General features: G+C 66.3%; 21 protein-coding genes and 1 tRNA gene. 14 read left to right on the plus strand and 8 right to left on the minus strand.

The window, feature by feature from the left end:
• Position 1: 1 nt before the first annotated feature.
• Together rapZ and R9B84_RS14580 are read left to right on the plus strand one after the other, a co-directional pair.
• Positions 2 to 910 carry an RNase adapter RapZ gene (gene rapZ / locus R9B84_RS14575; RefSeq protein ID WP_096471807.1) on the plus strand — a complete coding sequence of 303 codons (909 nt, stop codon included), beginning with the start codon at positions 2 to 4 and terminating at the stop codon, positions 908 to 910.
• Between the two features lie 27 nt (positions 911 to 937).
• Positions 938 to 1,573, plus strand: a complete 636-nt coding sequence (locus R9B84_RS14580) for an LON peptidase substrate-binding domain-containing protein (protein WP_423758466.1) — start codon at positions 938 to 940, stop codon at positions 1,571 to 1,573.
• Positions 1,574 to 1,784: 211 nt separating this feature from the next.
• Here R9B84_RS14580 and mutY read toward each other — a convergent pair whose 3' ends face one another.
• Positions 1,785 to 2,891 (minus strand): A/G-specific adenine glycosylase, encoded by a 1,107-nt coding sequence (gene mutY, locus R9B84_RS14585; protein WP_423758467.1) that lies wholly within the window; start codon positions 2,889 to 2,891, stop codon positions 1,785 to 1,787.
• A gap of 24 nt (positions 2,892 to 2,915) precedes the next feature.
• Positions 2,916 to 3,743: a bifunctional DNA-formamidopyrimidine glycosylase/DNA-(apurinic or apyrimidinic site) lyase gene (mutM, locus tag R9B84_RS14590; protein ID WP_048246970.1), complete on the minus strand. Its 828-nt coding sequence runs from the start codon at positions 3,741 to 3,743 to the stop codon at positions 2,916 to 2,918.
• 86 nt (positions 3,744 to 3,829) lie between these two features.
• On the opposite strand from mutM, the gene R9B84_RS14595 reads away from it, so the two are divergent.
• The 8 genes from R9B84_RS14595 (at position 3,830) to hisC (ending at position 10,985) form a co-directional block, all read left to right on the plus strand.
• The gene (locus R9B84_RS14595; protein ID WP_423758468.1) at positions 3,830 to 5,653 is read left to right on the plus strand and encodes a tetratricopeptide repeat protein; all 1,824 of its coding nucleotides are present in this window, start codon (positions 3,830 to 3,832) and stop codon (positions 5,651 to 5,653) included.
• Positions 5,653 to 6,273: a lipoprotein insertase outer membrane protein LolB gene (lolB, locus tag R9B84_RS14600; RefSeq protein ID WP_423758469.1), complete on the plus strand. Its 621-nt coding sequence runs from the start codon at positions 5,653 to 5,655 to the stop codon at positions 6,271 to 6,273. The genes R9B84_RS14595 and lolB overlap by 1 nt, the downstream gene beginning before the upstream one ends.
• Positions 6,274 to 6,300: 27 nt before the next feature.
• Entirely contained in the window at positions 6,301 to 7,182 is an 882-nt protein-coding gene (gene ispE / locus R9B84_RS14605) for a 4-(cytidine 5'-diphospho)-2-C-methyl-D-erythritol kinase (RefSeq protein WP_423758470.1), read from the plus strand.
• 55 nt (positions 7,183 to 7,237) lie between these two features.
• Positions 7,238 to 7,314 (plus strand) — tRNA-Gln (locus tag R9B84_RS14610).
• A 44-nt stretch (positions 7,315 to 7,358) separates the two neighbouring features.
• Positions 7,359 to 8,315, plus strand: a complete 957-nt coding sequence (locus R9B84_RS14615; RefSeq protein ID WP_034179069.1) for a ribose-phosphate pyrophosphokinase — start codon at positions 7,359 to 7,361, stop codon at positions 8,313 to 8,315.
• Between the two features lie 161 nt (positions 8,316 to 8,476).
• Positions 8,477 to 9,082 (plus strand): 50S ribosomal protein L25/general stress protein Ctc, encoded by a 606-nt coding sequence (locus R9B84_RS14620; RefSeq protein ID WP_423758471.1) that lies wholly within the window; start codon positions 8,477 to 8,479, stop codon positions 9,080 to 9,082.
• A 120-nt stretch (positions 9,083 to 9,202) separates the two neighbouring features.
• Complete coding sequence (gene pth / locus R9B84_RS14625) at positions 9,203 to 9,802, plus strand: aminoacyl-tRNA hydrolase (RefSeq protein ID WP_423758472.1); 600 nt, start codon at positions 9,203 to 9,205, stop codon at positions 9,800 to 9,802.
• Between the two features lie 115 nt (positions 9,803 to 9,917).
• A complete protein-coding gene (gene hisC, locus R9B84_RS14630; protein WP_423758473.1) occupies positions 9,918 to 10,985 on the plus strand; it encodes a histidinol-phosphate transaminase in 1,068 nt (355 codons plus the stop codon).
• A gap of 84 nt (positions 10,986 to 11,069) precedes the next feature.
• Here hisC and R9B84_RS14635 read toward each other — a convergent pair whose 3' ends face one another.
• From R9B84_RS14635 to rsmD, 3 genes are all read right to left on the minus strand, one after another.
• Positions 11,070 to 11,336, minus strand: a complete 267-nt coding sequence (locus R9B84_RS14635; RefSeq protein ID WP_034179073.1) for a YfhL family 4Fe-4S dicluster ferredoxin — start codon at positions 11,334 to 11,336, stop codon at positions 11,070 to 11,072.
• A 59-nt stretch (positions 11,337 to 11,395) separates the two neighbouring features.
• Positions 11,396 to 11,893 (minus strand): pantetheine-phosphate adenylyltransferase, encoded by a 498-nt coding sequence (coaD, locus tag R9B84_RS14640; RefSeq protein ID WP_021163047.1) that lies wholly within the window; start codon positions 11,891 to 11,893, stop codon positions 11,396 to 11,398.
• Positions 11,894 to 12,004: 111 nt separating this feature from the next.
• A complete protein-coding gene (gene rsmD, locus R9B84_RS14645) occupies positions 12,005 to 12,619 on the minus strand; it encodes a 16S rRNA (guanine(966)-N(2))-methyltransferase RsmD (protein ID WP_423758474.1) in 615 nt (204 codons plus the stop codon).
• A 215-nt stretch (positions 12,620 to 12,834) separates the two neighbouring features.
• On the opposite strand from rsmD, the gene ftsY reads away from it, so the two are divergent.
• Positions 12,835 to 13,971, plus strand: a complete 1,137-nt coding sequence (gene ftsY, locus R9B84_RS14650; RefSeq protein ID WP_423758475.1) for a signal recognition particle-docking protein FtsY — start codon at positions 12,835 to 12,837, stop codon at positions 13,969 to 13,971.
• A gap of 71 nt (positions 13,972 to 14,042) precedes the next feature.
• Here ftsY and maiA read toward each other — a convergent pair whose 3' ends face one another.
• A complete protein-coding gene (gene maiA / locus R9B84_RS14655) occupies positions 14,043 to 14,687 on the minus strand; it encodes a maleylacetoacetate isomerase (RefSeq protein WP_423758476.1) in 645 nt (214 codons plus the stop codon).
• A gap of 190 nt (positions 14,688 to 14,877) precedes the next feature.
• On the opposite strand from maiA, the gene ybiB reads away from it, so the two are divergent.
• Both ybiB and leuA read left to right on the plus strand, forming a co-directional pair.
• A complete protein-coding gene (ybiB, locus tag R9B84_RS14660) occupies positions 14,878 to 15,852 on the plus strand; it encodes a DNA-binding protein YbiB (protein ID WP_423758477.1) in 975 nt (324 codons plus the stop codon).
• A 379-nt stretch (positions 15,853 to 16,231) separates the two neighbouring features.
• Positions 16,232 to 17,878, plus strand: a complete 1,647-nt coding sequence (gene leuA, locus R9B84_RS14665) for a 2-isopropylmalate synthase (RefSeq protein WP_423758478.1) — start codon at positions 16,232 to 16,234, stop codon at positions 17,876 to 17,878.
• 131 nt (positions 17,879 to 18,009) lie between these two features.
• Here leuA and R9B84_RS14670 read toward each other — a convergent pair whose 3' ends face one another.
• Entirely contained in the window at positions 18,010 to 18,393 is a 384-nt protein-coding gene (locus R9B84_RS14670) for a nuclear transport factor 2 family protein (RefSeq protein WP_047899064.1), read from the minus strand.
• A gap of 45 nt (positions 18,394 to 18,438) precedes the next feature.
• Complete coding sequence (locus R9B84_RS14675; protein WP_423760007.1) at positions 18,439 to 19,008, minus strand: acyloxyacyl hydrolase; 570 nt, start codon at positions 19,006 to 19,008, stop codon at positions 18,439 to 18,441.
• A gap of 360 nt (positions 19,009 to 19,368) precedes the next feature.
• Between R9B84_RS14675 and rpoH the strand changes: the two genes are divergently transcribed.
• Positions 19,369 to 20,304: an RNA polymerase sigma factor RpoH gene (gene rpoH / locus R9B84_RS14680; protein ID WP_423758479.1), complete on the plus strand. Its 936-nt coding sequence runs from the start codon at positions 19,369 to 19,371 to the stop codon at positions 20,302 to 20,304.
• The last annotated feature ends 276 nt before the right edge of the window (positions 20,305 to 20,580 follow it).

The following is a 20,580-nucleotide window of genomic DNA, read 5'->3' on the forward strand; positions in this document are numbered from 1 at the left end:
CATGCGCATCGTCCTAATCACCGGCATCTCCGGCTCAGGCAAGTCCGTCGCGCTGAACGCGCTCGAAGACGCAGGCTATTACTGCGTCGACAACCTGCCGCCGCATGTGCTCCCCGAACTCGCCCGCTACCTCGCCCAGGACGGTCAGCGCCGGCTCGCGGTCGCGATCGACGCGCGCTCGAGCGCATCGCTCGATGAAATGCCCGGCCTGATCCGCGAGCTGTCGCGCGAACACGACGTCCGCGTGCTGTTCCTCAACGCGAGCACCCAGGCGCTGATCCAGCGCTTCTCCGAAACGCGCCGCCGCCATCCGCTGTCCGGCTCCCTGTCGCACGATGCCGACGTCGGCCTGCTGTCGTCGCTCGAGGAAGCGATCGAGCGCGAACGCGACCTCGTCGCGCCGCTCGCCGAGTTCGGCCACCAGATCGATACGAGCACGCTGCGCGCGAATGTGCTGCGCACGTGGGTCAAGCGCTTCATCGAGCAGAAGAACAACGACCTGATGGTGATGTTCGAGTCGTTCGGCTTCAAGCGCGGCGTGCCGCTCGACGCCGACCTGATGTTCGACGTTCGCGCGCTGCCGAATCCGTATTACGACCACGAGTTGCGCCCGCTCACCGGGCTCGACCAGCCGGTCATCGCCTTTCTCGACGCACTGCCGATCGTCCACCAGATGATCGACGACATCCATGCGTTCCTGATGAAATGGCTGCCGCACTTCCGCGATGACAACCGCAGCTACCTGACCGTCGCCATCGGCTGCACGGGCGGCCAGCATCGCTCGGTGTTCATCGCGGAAACGCTCGCCGCGCGCCTCGCGCACGAGGCGAACGTGATCGTGCGGCATCGTGACGCGCCAGTGGATGTCGACGCGTCGTCGCGGCTCGTCTCCGAGGTCGACCGACCCTAGCGACACCCGCCCTTTCGTCAGCGCGCCATGTCCTCCCTATCGACCACCCTGATCGACCTGCCGCTGTTTCCGCTGCACACGGTGCTGTTTCCGGGGGGCCTGCTCCCGCTCAAGGTGTTCGAGGCGCGCTATCTCGACATGTCCCGCGCGTGCCTGCGCGACGACGCGCCGTTCGGCGTGTGCCTGCTGAAGAGCGGGCCCGAAGTCGCACAGGACGGCGCCGTGTCGGTGCCCGAGACCATCGGCTGCATGGCGCGCATCACCGAGTGCGATACCGGCGAATTCGGGATGCTGTTCCTGCACGCGGTCGGCACGCAGCGTTTCGAACTGCTGTCGTATCGCGTCGAAGGCAACGGGCTGCTGGTCGGCATCGCGGAGCCGCTGCCCGACGACATCCCGCTCGAAGGCGAGCAGGCACTCGCGCAGTTCGGCTCGTGCGCCGAGGTGCTCGAGCGCATCATCGACGCGCTGAAGAAATCCGAGCCGGGCAAGCTGCCGTTCGGCGAACCGTTCCGCCTCGACGATCCGAGCTGGGTGTCGAACCGCCTCGCGGAACTGCTGCCGCTCGACCTGCGTGCGCGGCAAAAGCTGATGGAGTTTCCGGACGTCGGCGCACGCATCGACGCCGTGCACCACGTGCTCGACCGGCACGGCTGGCTGTGAGTGCCCCCCAAACCTGTCGCGTCGCGCCAGCCCCCCGAGGGGGCAAGAAAACTTGGGACGACCCGGCGTTTTCTTGAGTGCCCCAAAACCTGCGGCTTCGCGCCAGCCCCTCCGCCGAAGAAGCCATTCCCCACCGGGATTTCCTTCTGAGCGGAAAACATGGGACGACCGGGCGTTTTCTTGAGCGCGCGGCCCGCGCCTTCCCTGTTCGTTAAAGCAGCGGCCCGCTCAGTGCATCGAGCAGCTTGCGCACGGGCGCCGGCACGCCGTACGCATCGAGCCGGTTCAGCGGCACCCACGCGGTCTCCGCGTCCCGTGCGTGCGACGGCAAGCCGCCGCCGTCCGCCATGTCGCTCAGCCGCGGCTCGATCTCGAGCTTGAAATGCGTAAACGTGTGCGTGAACGGCGCAAGCGGCACCGGGCCGCCGCCGCCGAAGCCGTGCGCAAGCTTCGCGAGTGCGGCATCGCCGTCCGCTTGCGGCAGGCTCCACAGGCCGCCCCAGATGCCGGCCGGCGGCCGCCGTTCGAGCAGCACGGCGTCGCCATCGCGCAGCACGAGCATCCAGGTCTTGCGGGTCGGCACGGCCTTCTTCGGCCGCGCGGCCGGCAGTTCGCGCTGGCGGCCCGTCGATTGCGCGACGCAGTCGCCCGCGAACGGGCAACGCGCGCAATCGGGCTTGCCGCGCACGCACAGCGTCGCGCCGAGATCCATCAGGCCCTGCGTATACGCGCTCACGTCGGCCGCGTTCGCGGCGTCAGGCAGCAGCGATTCGGCGAGCGCCCACATGTCGTTCTCGACGCGCTTCTCGCCCGGAAAGCCCTCGACGCCGAACACCCGCGCGAGCACGCGCTTCACATTGCCGTCGAGGATCGTCGCGCGGGCGCCGTACGCGAACGACGCGATCGCCGCGGCCGTCGAGCGGCCGATGCCCGGCAGTTCGGCCAGCGCGTCGGGCGTCGCCGGAAACGCGCCGCCGTGCTCGGCGACGACGACCTGCGCGCAACGGTGCAGGTTGCGCGCGCGCGAGTAGTAGCCGAGCCCTGCCCACAGCGCCATCACGTCGTCGATCGGCGCGGCCGCGAGCGCGGCGACGTCAGGGTAGCGTTCGAGAAAGCGTGCGTAATACGGGATGACGGTCGACACCTGCGTCTGTTGCAACATGATTTCCGACAGCCAGATCCGGTACGGATCGCGGGTGTTCTGCCACGGCAGGTCGTGGCGGCCGTGCTCGCGCTGCCACGCGATCAGGCGCGTGGCAAACGTGCGGTGCAGCGGCGTGACGGGAAACGGAGCGGGGGCGATGCGGGGCGGCTTCAAGTTATCTAATCGCGGAAAAAGGTTTCAACGCTGGCAGGTCGGACAGAAATAGGTCGACCGCTGGCCCTGCACGATCTGGCGGATCGGCGTGCCGCATACGCGGCAAGGCTGGCCGGCTCGGTCGTAAACGAAGCAGTCGAGCTGGAAATAGCCGCTTTCGCCGTTGCTGCCGACAAAGTCGCGCAACGTGCTGCCGCCGCGCTCGATCGCATCGGCGAGCGTCGCGCGCACCGCGTCGGCCAGCCGCTCGTAGCGCGGCAGCGACACCTTGCCGGCGGCCGTCGTCGGCCGGATGCCGGCGCGAAACAGGCTCTCCGACGCATAGATGTTGCCGACGCCGACGACCATGTCGCCCGCGAGCAGCGCCTGCTTGACCGACACCGTGCGGCCGCGCGTGCGCGCATGCAGCAGCGCGCCGGTGAACGCCGGCGAGAACGGTTCGACGCCGAGGCTCGCGAGAAGCGGATGCGCATGCACGTCGCCCGCTTCGCGCGGGTGCCACAGCACGGCGCCGAAGCGGCGCGGATCGCGGAACCGCAGCACGAATTCGTCGAAGATCCAGTCGATGTGGTCGTGCTTCGCGGCGACGGGCACGCCGGCCGCGGGCAGCACGCGCAGCGTGCCCGTCATGCCGAGATGGACGATGAACCAGCCCGCGTCGACCTCGAACAGCAGGTATTTGCCGCGACGCTCGACGGCGAGCACCTCGCGCGCGCGCAACTGCTCGGCGAGCCCCGCCGGCACGGGCCAGCGCAGCATCGCGGTACGGACGTCGACACGCTCGACGCGGCGGCCCGCGACAAAGGGCTCGATGCCCCGGCGCGTGACTTCGACTTCTGGCAACTCTGGCATGTTTTGCGGGTCTGAGACTCGATTTACGATCGTGCGTGTATTGTAGCGAGCGCGTTACAATCGGTTGAAACATCGAACGGATTTCCATGACTCTGCCCTCGAAGCTGCTTCAGAAGCGCCCCGCCGCCGTGCGCGGCGTGCGCGCCTTCCCGGTCCGCCGTGCACTCGGCGCCGCGCTGTTTGCCGCCTGGACCCTCACCGCCTTCCCGGCTCACGCGCAGGATCCGGCATCGGACGACGCGGAGCCGCAGGGTGCGTTCGAGCATGTGATGCCGGACGAGCAGAAGAATCTCCCCGGTGTCCCGCTGACGAGCCAGATCGTCTACCAGGTGCTCGCCGCCGAGGTCGCGCTCCAGCGCAACCAGCCGGCGCCGGCGTACCAGACCTACCTCGCGCTCGCCCGCGACACGCGCGATCCGCGCATGGCGCAGCGTGCGACCGAGATCGCGCTTGGCGCGCAGAGCCCGGCCGACGCGCTGTCCGCCGCGAACCTGTGGCGCCAGTACGCGCCGGACTCGAACCGTGCGTCGCAAGTCGACGCCGCGCTGCTGGTGCTCGCCGGCAAGCCGGCCGACGCGCAGCCGATGCTCGCGCGCGAGCTGGCCCGTGCGACCGGCGAGACGCGCGGCCCCGCGATCCTCGCGCTGCAGGCGCTGCTCGTGCGCGGCTCCGACCGCGTCGGCGGCCTCGCGGTGCTGAAGGACATGCTGAAGAACGACATGAACCGGCCCGAGGCGCAGCTCGCGATCGCGCGGCAACAGCTCGCGGTCGACGACAAGGACGGCGCCGCGCAGTCGCTTAAGCAGGCGCTGCAGCTCCGCCCCGACTACCTGCCGGCAGCCCTGATGCTGTCGCAGATGGGGCCGGCGGAACGCGCGGCGGGCATCGCGTCGTTCGAGAAATATGTTCAGCAGAATCCGAGGTCGCGCGACGCGCGGCTCGCGCTGTCGCAGCTCTATCTTGCCGACGATCGCCTCGACGACGCGCAGAAGCAGTTCGAGACGATGCGCAAGCTCGACTCGAAGGATCCGACGCCGCTGATGGCGCTCGCGCTGATCAAGATCCAGCTGAAGAAACTCGACGAAGCGACCGCCTACCTGAAGCAGTACGTGCAGCTCGGCAACAAGCAGCCGAACCTCGACGTCGGTCAGGGCTACATCTACCTCGCGCAGATCGCGATCGACCAGGACAACGACGCGCAGGCGTCGCAATGGCTCGACAAGGTCGACCAGACGAGCCAGCACTATCTCCCCGCGCAGATCACGCGCGCGCAGTTGCTGCAGAAACAGGGCAAGACCGACGAGGCGCGCAAGGTGCTCGACGACCTGCCGATCACCGATCCGCGGGACGCGGCCGTGGTTGCGCGCACCGACGCGTCGATCCTGTTCACCGCGAAGCGCTATCCGGAAGCCGAGGCGCGGCTCGGGCAAGCGGTCCAGGATTTCCCCGACGATCCCGACCTGCGCTACGACTACGCGATGGCGGCCGAAAAGACCGGCCACTACACGACGATGGAAAAGCAGTTGCGCGAGCTGATCCGCACGCAGCCCGACAACCCGCAGGCGTACAACGCGCTCGGCTATTCGCTCGCCGACCGCAACCAGCGCCTGCCCGAAGCCAGCAAGCTGATCGACAAGGCGATGACGCTCGCGCCGAACGACGCGTACATCATGGACAGCCTCGGCTGGGTGAAGTACCGGATGGGCGACACGGTCGGCGCGACGAAGGTCCTGCAGCGCGCGTACGAACTGCAGCCGAACGCCGAAATCGGCGCGCATCTCGGCGAAGTGCTGTGGAAGAGCGGCGCGCAGGACGACGCACGCTCCGCGTGGCGTGCCGCGCAGAAGCTCGAGCCCGACAACGAAACGCTCGTGCAGACGCTGAAACGCCTGCAGATCAACGGCCTCTGATGCAGATGTTCCCGATGCTTTCCCTGTCCTCCCGCGCGCAGCGCACGCTGGCCGCGGCCGGCGCGGCGCTCGCGCTCGCCGGCTGCGCGAGCACGCCGCCATCGGCAAGCGCGCCGACAGGCACGGCGCTGCAGACTGCCGCGACGCACGCTTACCATGGCCGCTTCGCGGTGCAGTACGACGACCGTCTCGGCAGGCAACAGAACGTGTACGGCAACTTCGACTGGCAGGAGCACGGCGACGACGTATCGCTCGAACTGCGCAGCCCGCTCGGCCAGACGCTCGCAGTCGTGAAATCGACGCCGCAGGCAGCGTCGCTCGAGCTGCCGAACCGTCCGACGCAATATGCGGCAGACGTCGGCGACCTGATGCAGCGAACACTCGGCTTCGCACTGCCGCTCGCGGGCCTGCGCTACTGGCTGCTGCCGACGCCTGCGCCCGCGACGCCCGCGGAAACGCTACGCGATCCGGCCGACGGCACGCGCGTCACGCAGATCCGCCAGGACGGCTGGACCATCGACTACCTTGCCTACGCGGATGCCCCGGCCACGGGCGTCAAACGCGTCAACCTCGTGCGCGCGACACCGCCGCTCGACATCAAGCTCGTGCTCGATCAGTGAGCACGAGCACCTAGCCCCGACATACGCATGACCGATTCGACCCGCTCGCTGCGCAACTGCCTTGCGCCCGCGAAACTCAACCTGTTCCTGCACATCACCGGCCGCCGCCCGAACGGCTATCACGATCTGCAGAGCGTGTTCCAGCTGCTGAACTGGGGCGACACGCTGCACTTCACGCTGCGCGACGACGGTCGTGTCGCGCGCGTCACCGACGTGCCCGGCGTGCCCGAAGAAAGCGATCTCGTCGTGCGCGCGGCCAGCCTGCTGAAGACGCACACGGGCACCGCGTTCGGTGTCGACATCGAGATCGACAAGTGCCTGCCGATGGGCGCCGGCCTCGGCGGCGGCAGCTCCGACGCGGCGACGACGCTGCTCGCGCTGAACCGGCTGTGGCAACTCGACCTGCCGCGCGCGGAGCTCCAGTCGCTCGCGGTAAAACTCGGCGCGGACGTCCCGTTTTTTATTTTTGGAAAAAATGCGTTCGCAGAGGGTATCGGAGAAGAATTAGCTGAGGTAGAATTGCCGACTCGCTGGTTCTTGGTTGTGACGCCACGCGTTCATGTCCCGACCGCTGAAATATTTTCAGATGAGTTGTTGACAAGAGATTCGAAGCCCGTCACAATTACTGACTTTCTTGCACAGCAAAACAGCGATGCGGGATGGCCAGACAGCTTCGGCCGGAACGATATGCAGCAAGTTGTGACAAGTAAGTACGCGGAAGTTGCGCAGGTGGTCAAAACGTTGTATGATTTGACCCCCGCGAGGATGACCGGCTCCGGAGCAAGCGTGTTTGCAGCGTTTCGCAGCAAGCACGAGGCAGAAGCGGCGAAAGCCAAGCTGCCCGCCAGTTGGAACGGCGCAGTTGCCGAGAGCCTGAACGAGCATCCGCTCTTCGCTTTCGCGTCATGAAGTTTTACTTTGCCGGATGGCCTACACAAGTCCGGTGAAGTTATCAGTTAAGTGTAGGGGAGTCGCCAAGTTGGTCAAGGCACCGGATTTTGATTCCGGCATGCGAGGGTTCGAGTCCTTCCTCCCCTGCCAAAAATTTTCCCGCATTTCCCGCCTAAGCCTGAAGCAGGTGCACGATGAGCAGCCATGACGGCCTGATGGTTTTTACTGGCAACGCGAATCCCGCGCTCGCCCAGGAAGTCGTCAACATTCTTGGAATTCCCCTCGGCAAAGCGATGGTCAGCCGTTTCTCCGACGGCGAGATCCAGGTCGAGATCCAGGAAAACGTGCGTGGCAAGGACGTCTTCGTCCTGCAATCCACGTGCGCACCGGCGAACGACAACCTGATGGAACTGATGATCATGGTCGATGCGCTCAAGCGCGCATCCGCCGGCCGGATCACTGCAGCCATCCCCTACTTCGGCTACGCCCGTCAGGATCGCCGCCCGCGTTCGGCGCGCGTCGCGATCTCGGCGAAGGTCGTCGCGAACATGCTGGAAATCGCCGGCGTCGAGCGGATCATCACGATGGATCTGCACGCCGACCAGATTCAGGGCTTCTTCGACATCCCGGTCGACAACATCTACGCAACGCCGATCCTGCTGGGTGACCTGCGCAAGCAGAACTACTCGGATCTGCTCGTCGTGTCGCCGGACGTCGGCGGCGTGGTGCGTGCCCGGGCACTCGCGAAGCAACTCAACTGCGATCTCGCGATCATCGACAAGCGTCGTCCGAAGGCGAACGTCGCCGAGGTGATGAACATCATCGGTGAAGTCGAAGGCCGCACCTGCGTGATCATGGACGACATGGTCGATACGGCCGGCACGCTCTGCAAGGCCGCGCAAGTGCTGAAGGACCGCGGTGCGAAGCAGGTATTCGCGTACGCGACGCACCCCGTGCTGTCGGGCGGCGCCGCCGACCGCATCGCCGCATCGGCACTCGACGAGCTGGTCGTCACCGATACGATCCCGCTGTCGGCCGAATCGCTGGCGTGCTCGAAGATCCGCTCGCTGACGAGCGCGAGCCTGCTGGCCGAGACGTTCTCGCGGATCCGCCGCGGCGATTCGGTGATGTCGCTGTTCGCGGAATCCTGATCGCGAGTCGACGCAACAAAGCATGCGCAGAAAGCGAAGCGGCAACGCTTCGCTTTTTGCACAATCGGACGGGATAGACGAAACCCCGGCCGTTTCATCGGGGGCCGCCGTTTGACGGCCCCGTTTTACTGCCTGGTCGCGGGCAGCTATTGGAGAATTACATGAAAGTCGTCGCTTTCGAGCGCCAAGAGCAAGGTACGGGTGCGAGCCGCCGCCTGCGCAACGCCGGTAAGACCACGGGTATCGTTTACGGTGGCGAAGCAGCCCCGCAAAAGATCGAACTCGATCACAACGCCCTGTGGCACGCCCTGAAGAAGGAAGCTTTCCACTCGTCGATCCTCGACCTCGAAGTGGCCGGCCAGTCGCAACAGGTTCTGCTGCGCGACGTGCAATACCACCCGTTCAAGCAACTGGTGCTGCACGTGGACTTCCAGCGCGTTGACGCGTCGAAGAAGCTGCACACGAAGGCACCGCTGCACTTCCTGAACGCTGAAATCAGCCCGGCCGTGAAGCTGTCGAGCGCGATCGTTTCGCACGTCGCGACGGAAATCGAAATCGAGTGCCTGCCGGCCGACCTGCCGGAGTTCCTCGAAGTCGACCTGTCGAAGATCGAAGCCGGTCAATCGCTGCACGCGAAGGACATCACGCTGCCGAAGGGTGTCGCGCTGGTCGCACACGTCGACGCGGAAAACCCGGTTGTCGCATCGGCGACGATCCCGGCTGGTGCCGTGTCGGACGCAGGCGAAGGCGAAACGCCGGCTGCCTAAGCGGCTGCCTACGCGCCCAATCGATCCGTTTCACGAAACGGTCGACGCAACCCGCCGCGGCTTGCCCGGCGGGTTTTTCTTTTTCTGCGCCCAGGCGGCCGTTGCCGCCTTCGAAACGTCATGATCAAACTGATCGTCGGCCTCGGCAATCCCGGGGCGGAATACACTGCGACGCGCCATAACGCCGGCTTCTGGCTGATCGACCAGCTCGCCCTCGAAGCAGGCACGACGCTGCGCGACGAGCGCCGCTTCCACGGCTTCTACGCGAAAGCGCGCCTGCACGGCGAGGAAGTCCACCTGCTCGAGCCGCAGACCTACATGAACCGCTCCGGCCAGTCGGTCGTCGCGCTCGCGCAATTCTTCAAGATCCTGCCCGACCAGATCCTCGTCGCGCACGACGAGCTCGACCTGCCGCCCGGCACCGTGAAGCTGAAGCTCGGCGGCGGCAGCGGCGGCCACAACGGCCTCAAGGACATCTCCGCGCACCTGTCGACGCAGCACTACTGGCGGCTGCGGATCGGCATCGGCCATCCGCGCGACCTGATTCCGGAAAGCGCGCGCGCCGGCGCGAAGCCCGACGTCGCGAACTTCGTGCTGAAGCCGCCGCGCCGCGAGGAACAGGACGTGATCGACGCGTCGATCGAACGCGCGCTCGCCGTGATGCCGATGGTCGTCAAGGGCGAACTCGACCGCGCGACGATGCAGCTGCATCGCAACTGATCGCGTCGCACCGGCCCGGTGCATCGGGCCGTCCGGCGCCGCCGGGCGGTACCGCCCTCCCCACCGCGACGCGCACATGCGGTAATCTCGTCGTTTTGCCCGACAGGAGCCAGCGGTGAGCCGTTACTGGAGCGACGTCGTTCAGCAACTCGTGCCTTACGTGCCGGGCGAACAGCCCGCACTCGCGCACCCCGTCAAGCTGAACACCAACGAGAATCCCTATCCGCCGTCGCCGCGCGTCGTCGCGGCGATCGCACGCGAACTCGGCGAGACCGGCGACACGCTGCGCCGCTATCCTGATCCGGTCGCGCGCGCGCTGCGCGAGACGGTCGCGGCCCATCACCGCATCAAGCCGGAACAGGTGTTCGTCGGCAACGGCTCCGACGAGGTGCTCGCACATACGTTCCAGGCGCTCCTGAAACACGAGCGGCCGCTGCGCTTTCCCGACATCACGTACAGCTTCTATCCGACGTATGCGCGCCTGTACGGCGTCGAGACCACGGTCGTGCCGCTCGCGGACGATTTCTCGATCCGCGTCGACGACTATCTCGACGATGCCGGCGGCGTGCTGTTCCCGAATCCGAACGCGCCGACCGGGCGCGCACTGCCGCTCGCGGACGTCGAGCGGATCGCGGCCGCGAATCCGTCGTCGGTCGTCGTGATCGACGAGGCGTATGTCGATTTCGGCGCGCAGTCGGCGATTTCGCTGATCGACCGCCATCCGAACCTGCTCGTCGTGCACACGACGTCGAAGGCGCGCTCGCTCGCGGGCATGCGCGTCGGCTTCGCGTTCGGCGATGCGGCACTGATCGACGCGCTGAACCGCGTGAAGGACAGCTTCAACTCCTATCCGCTCGACCGGCTCGCGCAGGTCGCCGCTCAGGCGGCATACGAGGACACCGACTATTTCGGCGCAACCTGCCGGCGCGTGATCGACAGCCGGACGCGGCTCACGCAAGCACTCGACTCACTCGGCTTCGACATCGTGCCGTCGGCCGCGAATTTCGTATTCGCGCGCCATCCCGCGCACGATGCGGGCACGATCGCGGCAAAGCTGAAGGAACGGGAAATTTTCGTGCGGCACTTCCGGCTGCCGCGGATCGACCAGCACCTGCGCATCACCGTCGGCACCGACGCCGAATGCGACGCGCTCGTCGCGGCGCTGCGCGAGCTGCTTGCCTGAAACGGAAGAACCGGCGCCGGACGGCGCCGCTCGGGAAGCGTGACGCGTGCGCCGATAGACCAAAGCGCGCGCGTCACCGCGGGGTCACGACGCGTCGTCGCCCTTCCCGGCGATCAACGCGTGATACTTCTCCATCAATTGCGCATGCGATTCGTCATGCTGCGGATCGCGCGGAATGCATTCGACCGGACACACCTGCTGGCACTGCGGTTCGTCGAAATGGCCGACGCACTCGGTGCACTTGTTCGGGTCGATCACGTAGATGTCCGGGCCCATCGAAATCGCGCCGTTCGGGCACTCGGGCTCGCACACGTCGCAATTGATGCACTCGTCGGTAATCATCAAAGCCATACTGATCTCACTTCTTCAGGCCGCCGGCCGGCTTCGCAACGAAACCGGCCGGCGCCGCGTCACGCGGCAGGGCCTCCCATCGCGGTGACTTTCTCGGTCAGCCATTTCTCGACGGACGGGAACACGAACTTGCTGACATCGCCGCCCAACTGCGCGATTTCGCGCACGATCGTCCCCGAGATGAACTGGTACTGATCGGACGGCGTCATGAACATCGTCTCGACGTCGGGCAGCAGGTAGCGGTTCATCCCCGCCATCTGGAACTCATATTCGAAATCGGACACGGCGCGCAGGCCGCGCACGATCACGCGTGCGTTGTTGGTACGGACAAAGTCCTTCAGGAGACCGGTGAAACTCATCACCTTCACGTTCGGATAGTGGCCGAGCACCTCGTTCGCAATCGTCAGACGTTCTTCGAGCGAGAAGAACGGCTTTTTCGCGCGGCTGTCGGCAACGCCAACCACCAGCGTATCAAAAATGCTCGACGCACGCCGCACGAGGTCTTCGTGCCCGCGCGTCAGCGGATCGAACGTACCGGGATACACGGCGACTACCATGTCGCTCCTCCTGTCATCACGCAAACGGGATGGCAGCCGTGCGATGCGCACGCAGCTGCCGGGATGGGCATGCGTCGCCTTTGCGGCGCGCCGCCTCGTATCGAACGCGCATTATTCATCATTTTCGCGCCGCAGCAAATGATAGTGAACCGCACCCGCCTTGCCGTGCTTCACGACCTGCCAGCCCGCGAGCGCGTCGTGCGCGGCCGGATCGAGTTCCGCCCCCGTCTCGACGTACAGCGCGCCGTCCGCCGCGACGAGCGGCGCCGACAGCGCGATCGCGCGCTCGAGCGCAGCGGAATCGCCGAACGGCGGATCGAGAAACACGACGTCGAACGCGCCCGGCGTGAGCCCGGCCGCGAGCCGCAGCGCATCGGCTTCGGCGACTTCGACCGAGCGTGCGCCGAGCTTGTCCTTGATCGCACGCAGTTGCTGCGCGGCGCGCGGATGGCGTTCGACCATCACGACGCTCGCTGCGCCGCGCGACGCGGCTTCGAAGCCGAGCGCGCCGGTGCCCGCGAACAGGTCGAGGCAGCGCCGGCCTTCGAGATCCTGGCCGAGCCAGTTGAACAGCGTCTCGCGCACGCGATCGGGCGTCGGCCGCAGGCCGTCGAGATCGAGCACCGCGAGCGGCGTGCGTTTCCAGTCGCCGCCGATGATGCGGATCGTGTGCGGCTTGCCGCGGCCGGGAGGGGCCGCCGGGCGGCCGGAAGAAGAACGGGACATACGGAATAGTGACAACGGAGGGACCGGGCGCGCGCAGGGCGCACCGCCAAACAGGCGCACGTTACCACAGCGGCGGCGCACACTGACGCGAGCGCCGCGCCGCACTGATAAAATGCACGGTTTCGGCCGCCGTGCGCCGCGCCCGCGCGAACGCAGAACGGCCCCTCCGGCGCCCCGCCTCTGGCGGCGGCCCGCCCTCTTCCCGACGTCAGACCATGTTCAGCTTCTTCAAACGATTCAAGAAAACGCAGGAGCCCGATCCCGCGGAATCGCAATCGGCCGACGCGTCGCAAACGGACGAGCCGTCCGATGCGCCCGCGGCCGACGTGCCGCAGGCGCCCGTGCAACCGGCCGCGCCGGCCATCGTGATGACGGTCACGCCGACCAACGACGGCCGCGACGAAGTCGTCGAGACGGTCGAGATCGTCCCGCCGCCGCTGCAGGACGCATCCGCGAAGAAATCGTGGCTTGCGCGCCTGAAAACGGGGCTCGCGAAGACGGGCTCCAGCATCACCGGCGTATTCGTCAACACGAAGATCGACGAGGATCTGTACGAGGAGCTCGAAACCGCGCTGCTGATGTCCGACGCGGGCGTCGACGCGACCGAATACCTGCTCGACGCGCTGCGCGAAAAGGTGCGCACGGGCCGGCTGACCGACCCGCAGCAGGTGAAGAGTGCGCTGCACGACCTGCTCGTCGAGCTGCTGAAGCCGCTCGAGAAATCGCTGATGCTCGGCCGCGCGCAGCCGCTCGTGATGATGATCACCGGCGTGAACGGCGCAGGCAAGACGACCAGCATCGGCAAGCTCGCGAAGCATCTGCAGAGCTTCGACCAGTCGGTGCTGCTGGCCGCGGGCGACACGTTCCGCGCGGCCGCGCGCGAACAGCTGGCGGTCTGGGGCGAGCGCAACAACGTGACGGTCGTGCAGCAGGAAAGCGGCGATCCGGCCGCGGTGATCTTCGACGCGGTCAGCGCCGCGCGCGCGCGCAAGATCGACGTGATGATGGCCGACACGGCCGGCCGCCTGCCGACGCAGCTCCACCTGATGGAAGAGCTGAAGAAGGTGAAGCGCGTGATCTCGAAGGCGCACGACGGCTCGCCGCACGAAGTGCTGCTGGTGATCGACGCGAACACCGGCCAGAACGCGCTCACGCAGGTGAAGGCATTCGACGACGCGCTCGGCCTCACGGGCCTCATCGTCACGAAGCTCGACGGCACCGCGAAGGGCGGAATTCTCGCCGCGATCGCGCGGCAACGCCCGGTGCCCGTCTACTTCATCGGCGTCGGCGAGAAGGTCGAGGACCTGCAGCCGTTCAGCGCCGTGGAATTCGCGGACGCGCTGCTCGGCTGAACGCCGCCGGCACGTATTGCACGGGGCGCCTTCGGGCGCCTTTTTTCATGCGCGCCCGGGGCGCGCTGAACTCATTCGGCGTCGGGCTGCGCGCCGGGCTCGGCGGTCTTGAACGCGTCGAGCGTCGAGGCATGGTCGGCGATCCGCTGGATCGTCGGATAGCGCGTCGTGTCGACCGAGAAGCGGTTCGCGTTGAACACCTGCGGCACGAGACATACGTCGGCGAGCGTCGGCATATCGCCGAAGCACAGCTTGCCGGTGCGCGGATCGTTCGCAAGGCGCGTCTCGAGCGTGTCGAAGCCCGCCTCGATCCAGTGCCGGTACCACGCGTTCTTCGCCTCTTCGGGCACCTGCAGCATGTGCTTCAGGTACTTCAGCACGCGCAGATTGTTGAGCGGATGGATTTCGCACGCGATCTGCAGTGCGATCGCGCGCACATACGCGCGGTCGACCGGCTGCTTCGGCAGCAACGCCGGCTCGGGATGGGTTTCTTCGAGATATTCGATGATCGCGAGCGACTGCTGCAGCGTTGCGTCGCCGTCGGTCAGCGTCGGCACGACCGCATCCGGATTCAGCGCACGGTACTCGTCCTTCAGTTGCTCGCCGCCGTTGCGCAGCATGTGCACGGGGACATAGTCGAACGGCAACTGCTTCAGGTTCAGGGCGATCCGCACGCGGTACGACGCGGAACTGCGGAAATAGCTGTAGAGCTTCATGGGATGTCTCTCGTAGTCGTATTCGGCCGGCAACGGCACAGGGCGCGGCGCAGCCGGCACGCGCACCGCCGGGAATCAGAGTGTAGCGCGATGCGCGGCCGCGCTTGTGCCGGCCGCACCCGTGCGATACTCGGGGCATTCCTCACCGCTCACCGCGCGGCCCGATGCCGGCCGCCCGCCCCACGCCCCGATGACCGCTTCCCACGATCCCGCCGCCGTTCCGTTCCCTTGCGCCCGCTTCATCAAGGAAATCGGCCGCGGCCCGCACGGCGCGCGCGCGCTGTCCGCCGAGGACACGTTCGAACTCTATCGCGCGATGCTCGAAGCACGCGTGTCGGACGTCGAGCTCGGCGCGATCCTGATCGCCTATCGGCTGAAGGGCGAAACCGCCGACGAACTGGCTGCAATGCTCGCCGCCGCGCAGGCATCGTTCGAGCCCGTGCACGTGCAGGACGCCGCGTTCCGCCCCGTGTCGATCCCGAGCTACAACGGCGCGCGCAAGCAACCGAATCTTGTGCCGCTGCTCGCACTGCTGCTCGCGCGCGAAGGCGTGCCGGTGCTCGTGCATGGTGTCGAGCGCGACCCGGGCCGCGTGACGAGCGCCGAGATCTTCTCGGCGCTGTCGCTCGCGCCGTCGACGTCGCACGATGCGATCGAGGACATGCTCGCCGAGCGCCGCGTCGCGTTCGCGCCGATCGAAGCGCTGGCGCCGCGCATCGCGCACCTGCTGTCGATGCGCCGCGTGCTCGGCGTGCGCAACTCGACGCACACGCTCGTGAAGATTCTGCAGCCGTTCGCGCCGGCCGGCCTGCGGCTCGTCAACTACACGCACCCGCCGTACCGCGACAGCCTCGCGCAACTGTTCCGCGACCATCCGGACGCCGCGCTCGGCGGCGCGCTGCTCGCGCGCGGCACCGAAGGCGAAGCCGTCGCCGATACGCGCCGCCAGGTGCAGGTCGACTGGCTGCACGACGGCGTGTGCGACACGCTGATCGAGGCCGAACGTTCGTCGAGCGATACGCCACCCGTCACGCTGCCCGAATCGCGCGATGCGGCGGCGACGGCCGCATGGACGGACGCCGTGTTGCGCGGCGAGGTGCCGGTGCCCGACACGGTTGCGCGGCAGGTCGCGACGATCGTGCAGATCGCCCGCATCGCGCGCTGACGGCGCTACGACGACCCGCCCCCGCGCCCCGACCATTTGACACGCGCACGCATCCTGGCATAGAGTTGCCGTCATGCGTTCCTTTCCGAACACCCTCCGAATTACCTCCGGCCGCCTAGCGCGGCCGCTATCGTTACGACTAGCCTAAGGCTGTCGTAGCGCCGTGTGCTGTCCGCACGGTCCTCCCAGCAGTTCCTCGCAGTACCCCTCTCGCAGTTTTTACAACCCGAAGTCGTCAGCATTCGTCCGTCTATCCGTCGGCCGATTCGCGAAGATCATCCGCATCCGCAACGCGATCGCGCGCGGCGGTGCGAGGCAGCGCCAACCGTCGCCCATGCCGCCCGTCTTCGCTCGCGACTTGAGACCCGAGGTCCAGAAGATGAAGCGCAATCCGCAAGACAAGTACCGTCCGTTCGAGCCCGTCCGCATCAATGGCCGCCGCTGGCCGACCCGCACCATCGAGCACGCGCCCGTCTGGATGAGCACCGACCTGCGCGACGGCAACCAGTCGCTGATCGAGCCGATGAGCATCGAGCAGAAGCTCGAGTTCTTCGAGATGCTGGTCGCGATCGGTTTCAAGGAGATCGAAGTCGGTTTTCCGTCGGCGTCGCAAACCGACTTCGATTTCGTCCGCAAGCTGATCGACGACCAGCGGATTCCCGACGACGTGACGATCGAGGTGCTCGTGCAGTCGCGCGAAGACCTGATCGCCCGCACGTTCGACGCGCTCGAAGGCGTGCCGCGCGCGATCGTGCACCTGTACAACGCGGTCTGCCCGTCGTTCCGCCGCATCGTGTTCGGGATGTCGAAGAACGACGTGAAGGCGCTCGCGGTCGACGGCACGCGCATCGTCAAGGAGCACGCCGCCGCGCGCCCCGACACGCACTGGACCTTCCAGTACTCGCCGGAAACCTTCAGCATGACCGAGCTGACGTTCGCGCGCGAGATCTGCGATGCAGTCGCGCAAACCTGGCGGCCGACCCGCGACCACAAGATGATCGTCAACCTGCCGGCCACCGTCGAAGCCGCGAGCCCGAACGTGTTCGCCGACCAGATCGAATGGATGGACCGCAACCTCGCGTATCGCGACAGCATCGTGCTGTCCGTGCATCCGCACAACGATCGCGGCACCGCGGTCGCGGCGGCCGAGCTCGCGCTGCTCGCGGGCGCCGACCGCATCGAAGGCTGCCTGTTCGGCAACGGCGAACGCACCGGCAACGTCGATCTCGTCACGCTCGCGCTGAACCTCTATACGCAGGGCATCGACCCGGGCCTCGATTTCTCCGACATCGACGCGGTGCGCCGCGTCGTCGAACGCTGCAACCAGATTCCCGTGCATCCGCGCCATCCGTACGCGGGCGACCTCGTGTTCACCGCGTTCTCGGGCTCGCACCAGGACGCGATCCGCAAGGGCTTCGCGCAGCAGCGCCCCGACGCAGTGTGGGAAGTGCCGTACCTGCCGATCGACCCGGCCGACCTCGGCCGCAGCTACGACGCAGTGATCCGCGTGAACAGCCAGTCCGGCAAGGGCGGTGCGACGTTCCTGCTCGAACGCGGGATGGGCTTCACGCCGACGCGCCGCGTGCAGATCGAATTCAGCCACGCGGTGCAGACGCTCGCCGACGCATCCGGCGAGGAAGTGACGGGCGACGCGATCTGCGCGCTGTTCGCCCGCGAATTCTTCGAGACCGACGGCCCGGCCGCACGGCATGGCGACAGCGCACGCTGGCAGAACCGCGAGATCGCGGCAGCGCCGGCGGCCGACGCGACGCCCGAGGATGCCGTGCGACGTTTGGCCGCGGCATTCGCGACGGCCACCGGTGCCGCGATCGATATCGCGTCGTGTGAACCCGCGCGCACGACGGACGGCCGGATCGCGGTATCGGTCGGCTGCCGGGTCGGCGATGCGCCGCTGCGGCACGGCGTCGGCCTGCACGCCGATGCGACAAGCGCCGCGCTCGATGCAATCGTCAGTGCAATCAACCGTTCGGCATGGCATTGCGCGGATCGTCGCGCAGCGGCCTGACGCTCAGGGTTTGACCGTCAGCGAGCGGCGCGCAACCGCCCGTGCGCCGCGCGATCCGCGCCGCACGGGCCAGCAAGAAGCGGCCCAGAAGGCCGCTTCGGTGGGGACATGAAAAGGAGCGCCACGCGCGCTCATGTGTCGGTTGCGCACCGCGTCGCCTGCCAGGCGAGCAGGCACCAGCGGCCCTGCTCCTCGGTGTGGACGGACGTATAGGCTATCGGAAAGACCAGGCCGCCGTTGTTCGTTTCCATCTCGATCAACGCGCGCCCGGTGACGACGCAGGTTTCGCCGCCGACGGGCAGCACGTCCTGCGACTGGATTTCGATCTGACGATAGCGGCGGCGGCCGGCGACGATGGCGTCGATGAACTGCTGCTTGGTTTCACGTTTGCCGTTGGTGTGCACGAAGAACACCTTGTCCGACAGCAGCGCGTCGAGCGCCTCGCCGTCCCCGTCCACCATCGCCCGGAACCGATCGCGCTCGAGCGCGCGGATCGCATCGACCACCTTCGCCATCGCCTGACTCCTCGGCAACGCGCACGCCGTGCGCGGGCATGCGGATCAGAAGTTGTACTGCACGTAGAACTGGTGGAAATTTATACCAGGATTCGGCTCTTTGATACCCGCGTTAGACACATGTTGAAAACGGTAACCGACCTGATACTGTTGGCGTTCTCCGAACTGTGCGCCGACACCGACGACGTCCACGAACTGGAACGACGTGCCGAGCGAAAGATGGGTGGAGATCGTCGGGGAAGTCAGGAACCGGATGCCGGCGCCGGCCTCGACGAACGGGCGCACCTGGCCCGCGCTCTTGATGAAGCGGAACATCGGCGTCGCCCCGAACTCGCCGAGGCTGCCGTGGACATTGCCGCCCGTGTGCCAGTAGCCGACGTGGCCTTCCATCACGAACGCGAAGTGCCAGCCGCCGATTTCCCACCAGTTCCAGCCCGGATCCCACGCCACGCCGAGATCGGCCTTGTCGATCCCGTGACGATCCGAAAACCCGCCGCCCGCCTGGATCCCCCATCGATCCGCGAACGCCGCACCCGATCCGCCCAGAAGTGACGCCGCCAGCATGGCATGCAGCGCAAGCCGGCTGCGGGGCCGGCGATTCTTCTTATTGTTCATCTGACACTCCAACTTTTTGGGTTGAATGGAGCCTGCCGCGACGGCCTGGCCCGAGCGAACTGAATGGTATGGTAAAGGACTTTTCCGATCGGCATCACGAAGCGAAATGGCTTCCTTCCAAATCGACAAAAATCGGAATCGTCTACTGATTCCCATCAGAAACAACGGTTTACGGAACTTCGATTCACCGCCTTGGTCGCAGATTAGACTATCGATTCGAATATCTCGATAGAAAAATCGGGAACTCAGATGCCCACGCCCGCTCTAAGGAATTAGCACTCGGTTTGTGGGAGTGCTAAGATTGGCCCCGGTCTCTCATTCGAGACCCAGGGTTTGTCCCTGATTCCAAAGGAGTTTTTAGTGAGCAACGCCCTGACCCTTCCGAACACCCTGAGCCCGACGCCGGCCAAGGCCGAATCGGCAGGCTCGCTGGCGCTCGCAGCTCAATCGATGTTGCCGGGCCAGCTTGGCAACATCGATTCGTATATCCAGGCCGTCAATCGCATTCCGCTGCTGACGGCCGAAGAGGAACGCCAGTACGCCACCGAGTTCCGCGAAGACAACAACCTCGACTCGGCGCGCCGCCTCGTGCTGTCGCACCTGCGTCTCGTCGTGTCGATCGCGCGCAACTATCTCGGTTACGGCCTGCCGCACGGCGACCTGATCCAGGAAGGCAACATCGGCCTGATGAAGGCCGTGAAGCGCTTCGATCCGGCCCAGAACGTGCGTCTCGTGTCGTACGCGATCCACTGGATCAAGGCCGAGATCCACGAGTACATCCTGCGCAACTGGCGCATGGTGAAGGTCGCGACGACGAAGGCGCAGCGCAAGCTGTTCTTCAACCTGCGCAGCCACAAGAAGAGCATGCAGGCGATGACGCCCGAGGAAATCGACGGTCTCGCACAAGAGCTCAACGTCAAGCGCGAAGACGTTGCCGAGATGGAAACGCGCCTGTCGGGCGGCGACATCGCGCTCGAAGGGCAGGTGGAAGACGGCGAGGAGTCGTACACGCCGATCGCCTACCTGGCCGACTCGCACAACGAGCCGACCGCCGTGCTCGCCGCGCGTCAGCGCGACACGCTGCAGACGGACGGCATCGCGCAGGCACTCGACGCGCTCGACGCGCGCAGCCGCCGCATCATCGAGGCGCGCTGGCTGCACGTCGACGACGACGGCTCGGGCGGCTCGACGCTGCACGATCTCGCCGCCGAGTTCGGCGTGTCCGCGGAACGCATCCGCCAGATCGAAGCGAGCGCAATGAAAAAGATGCGCACCGCCCTCGCCGAATACGCATAAATCCCCGACGATTCAGAGCGCCTCATCGAAAACCGCTGCCCGACCGGCAGCGGTTTTTTTTCGCCCGTCTTTTGCACGTGCTTTTCACCCGCTTCGCCGTTCGTTTCTCCGCCGATTAATTGACCTGATTCATCAGGTATTAGGCTGTTTGCGGACCCCTTCCGCATAACCTTGATCTGCCTCAAGTTTCGGCCCGCGTTTCGCGACGGTCTGCCGCAGCGCAGCACTCGGCATCGGAAAGCTGTCCTTTTAAAATTGGCATGTCAGGCGCAAAAG

This window comes from Burkholderia sp. NLJ2, from assembly GCF_049487195.1.
In the GTDB taxonomy this organism is placed as follows: Bacteria; Pseudomonadota; Gammaproteobacteria; order Burkholderiales; family Burkholderiaceae; genus Burkholderia; species Burkholderia pyrrocinia.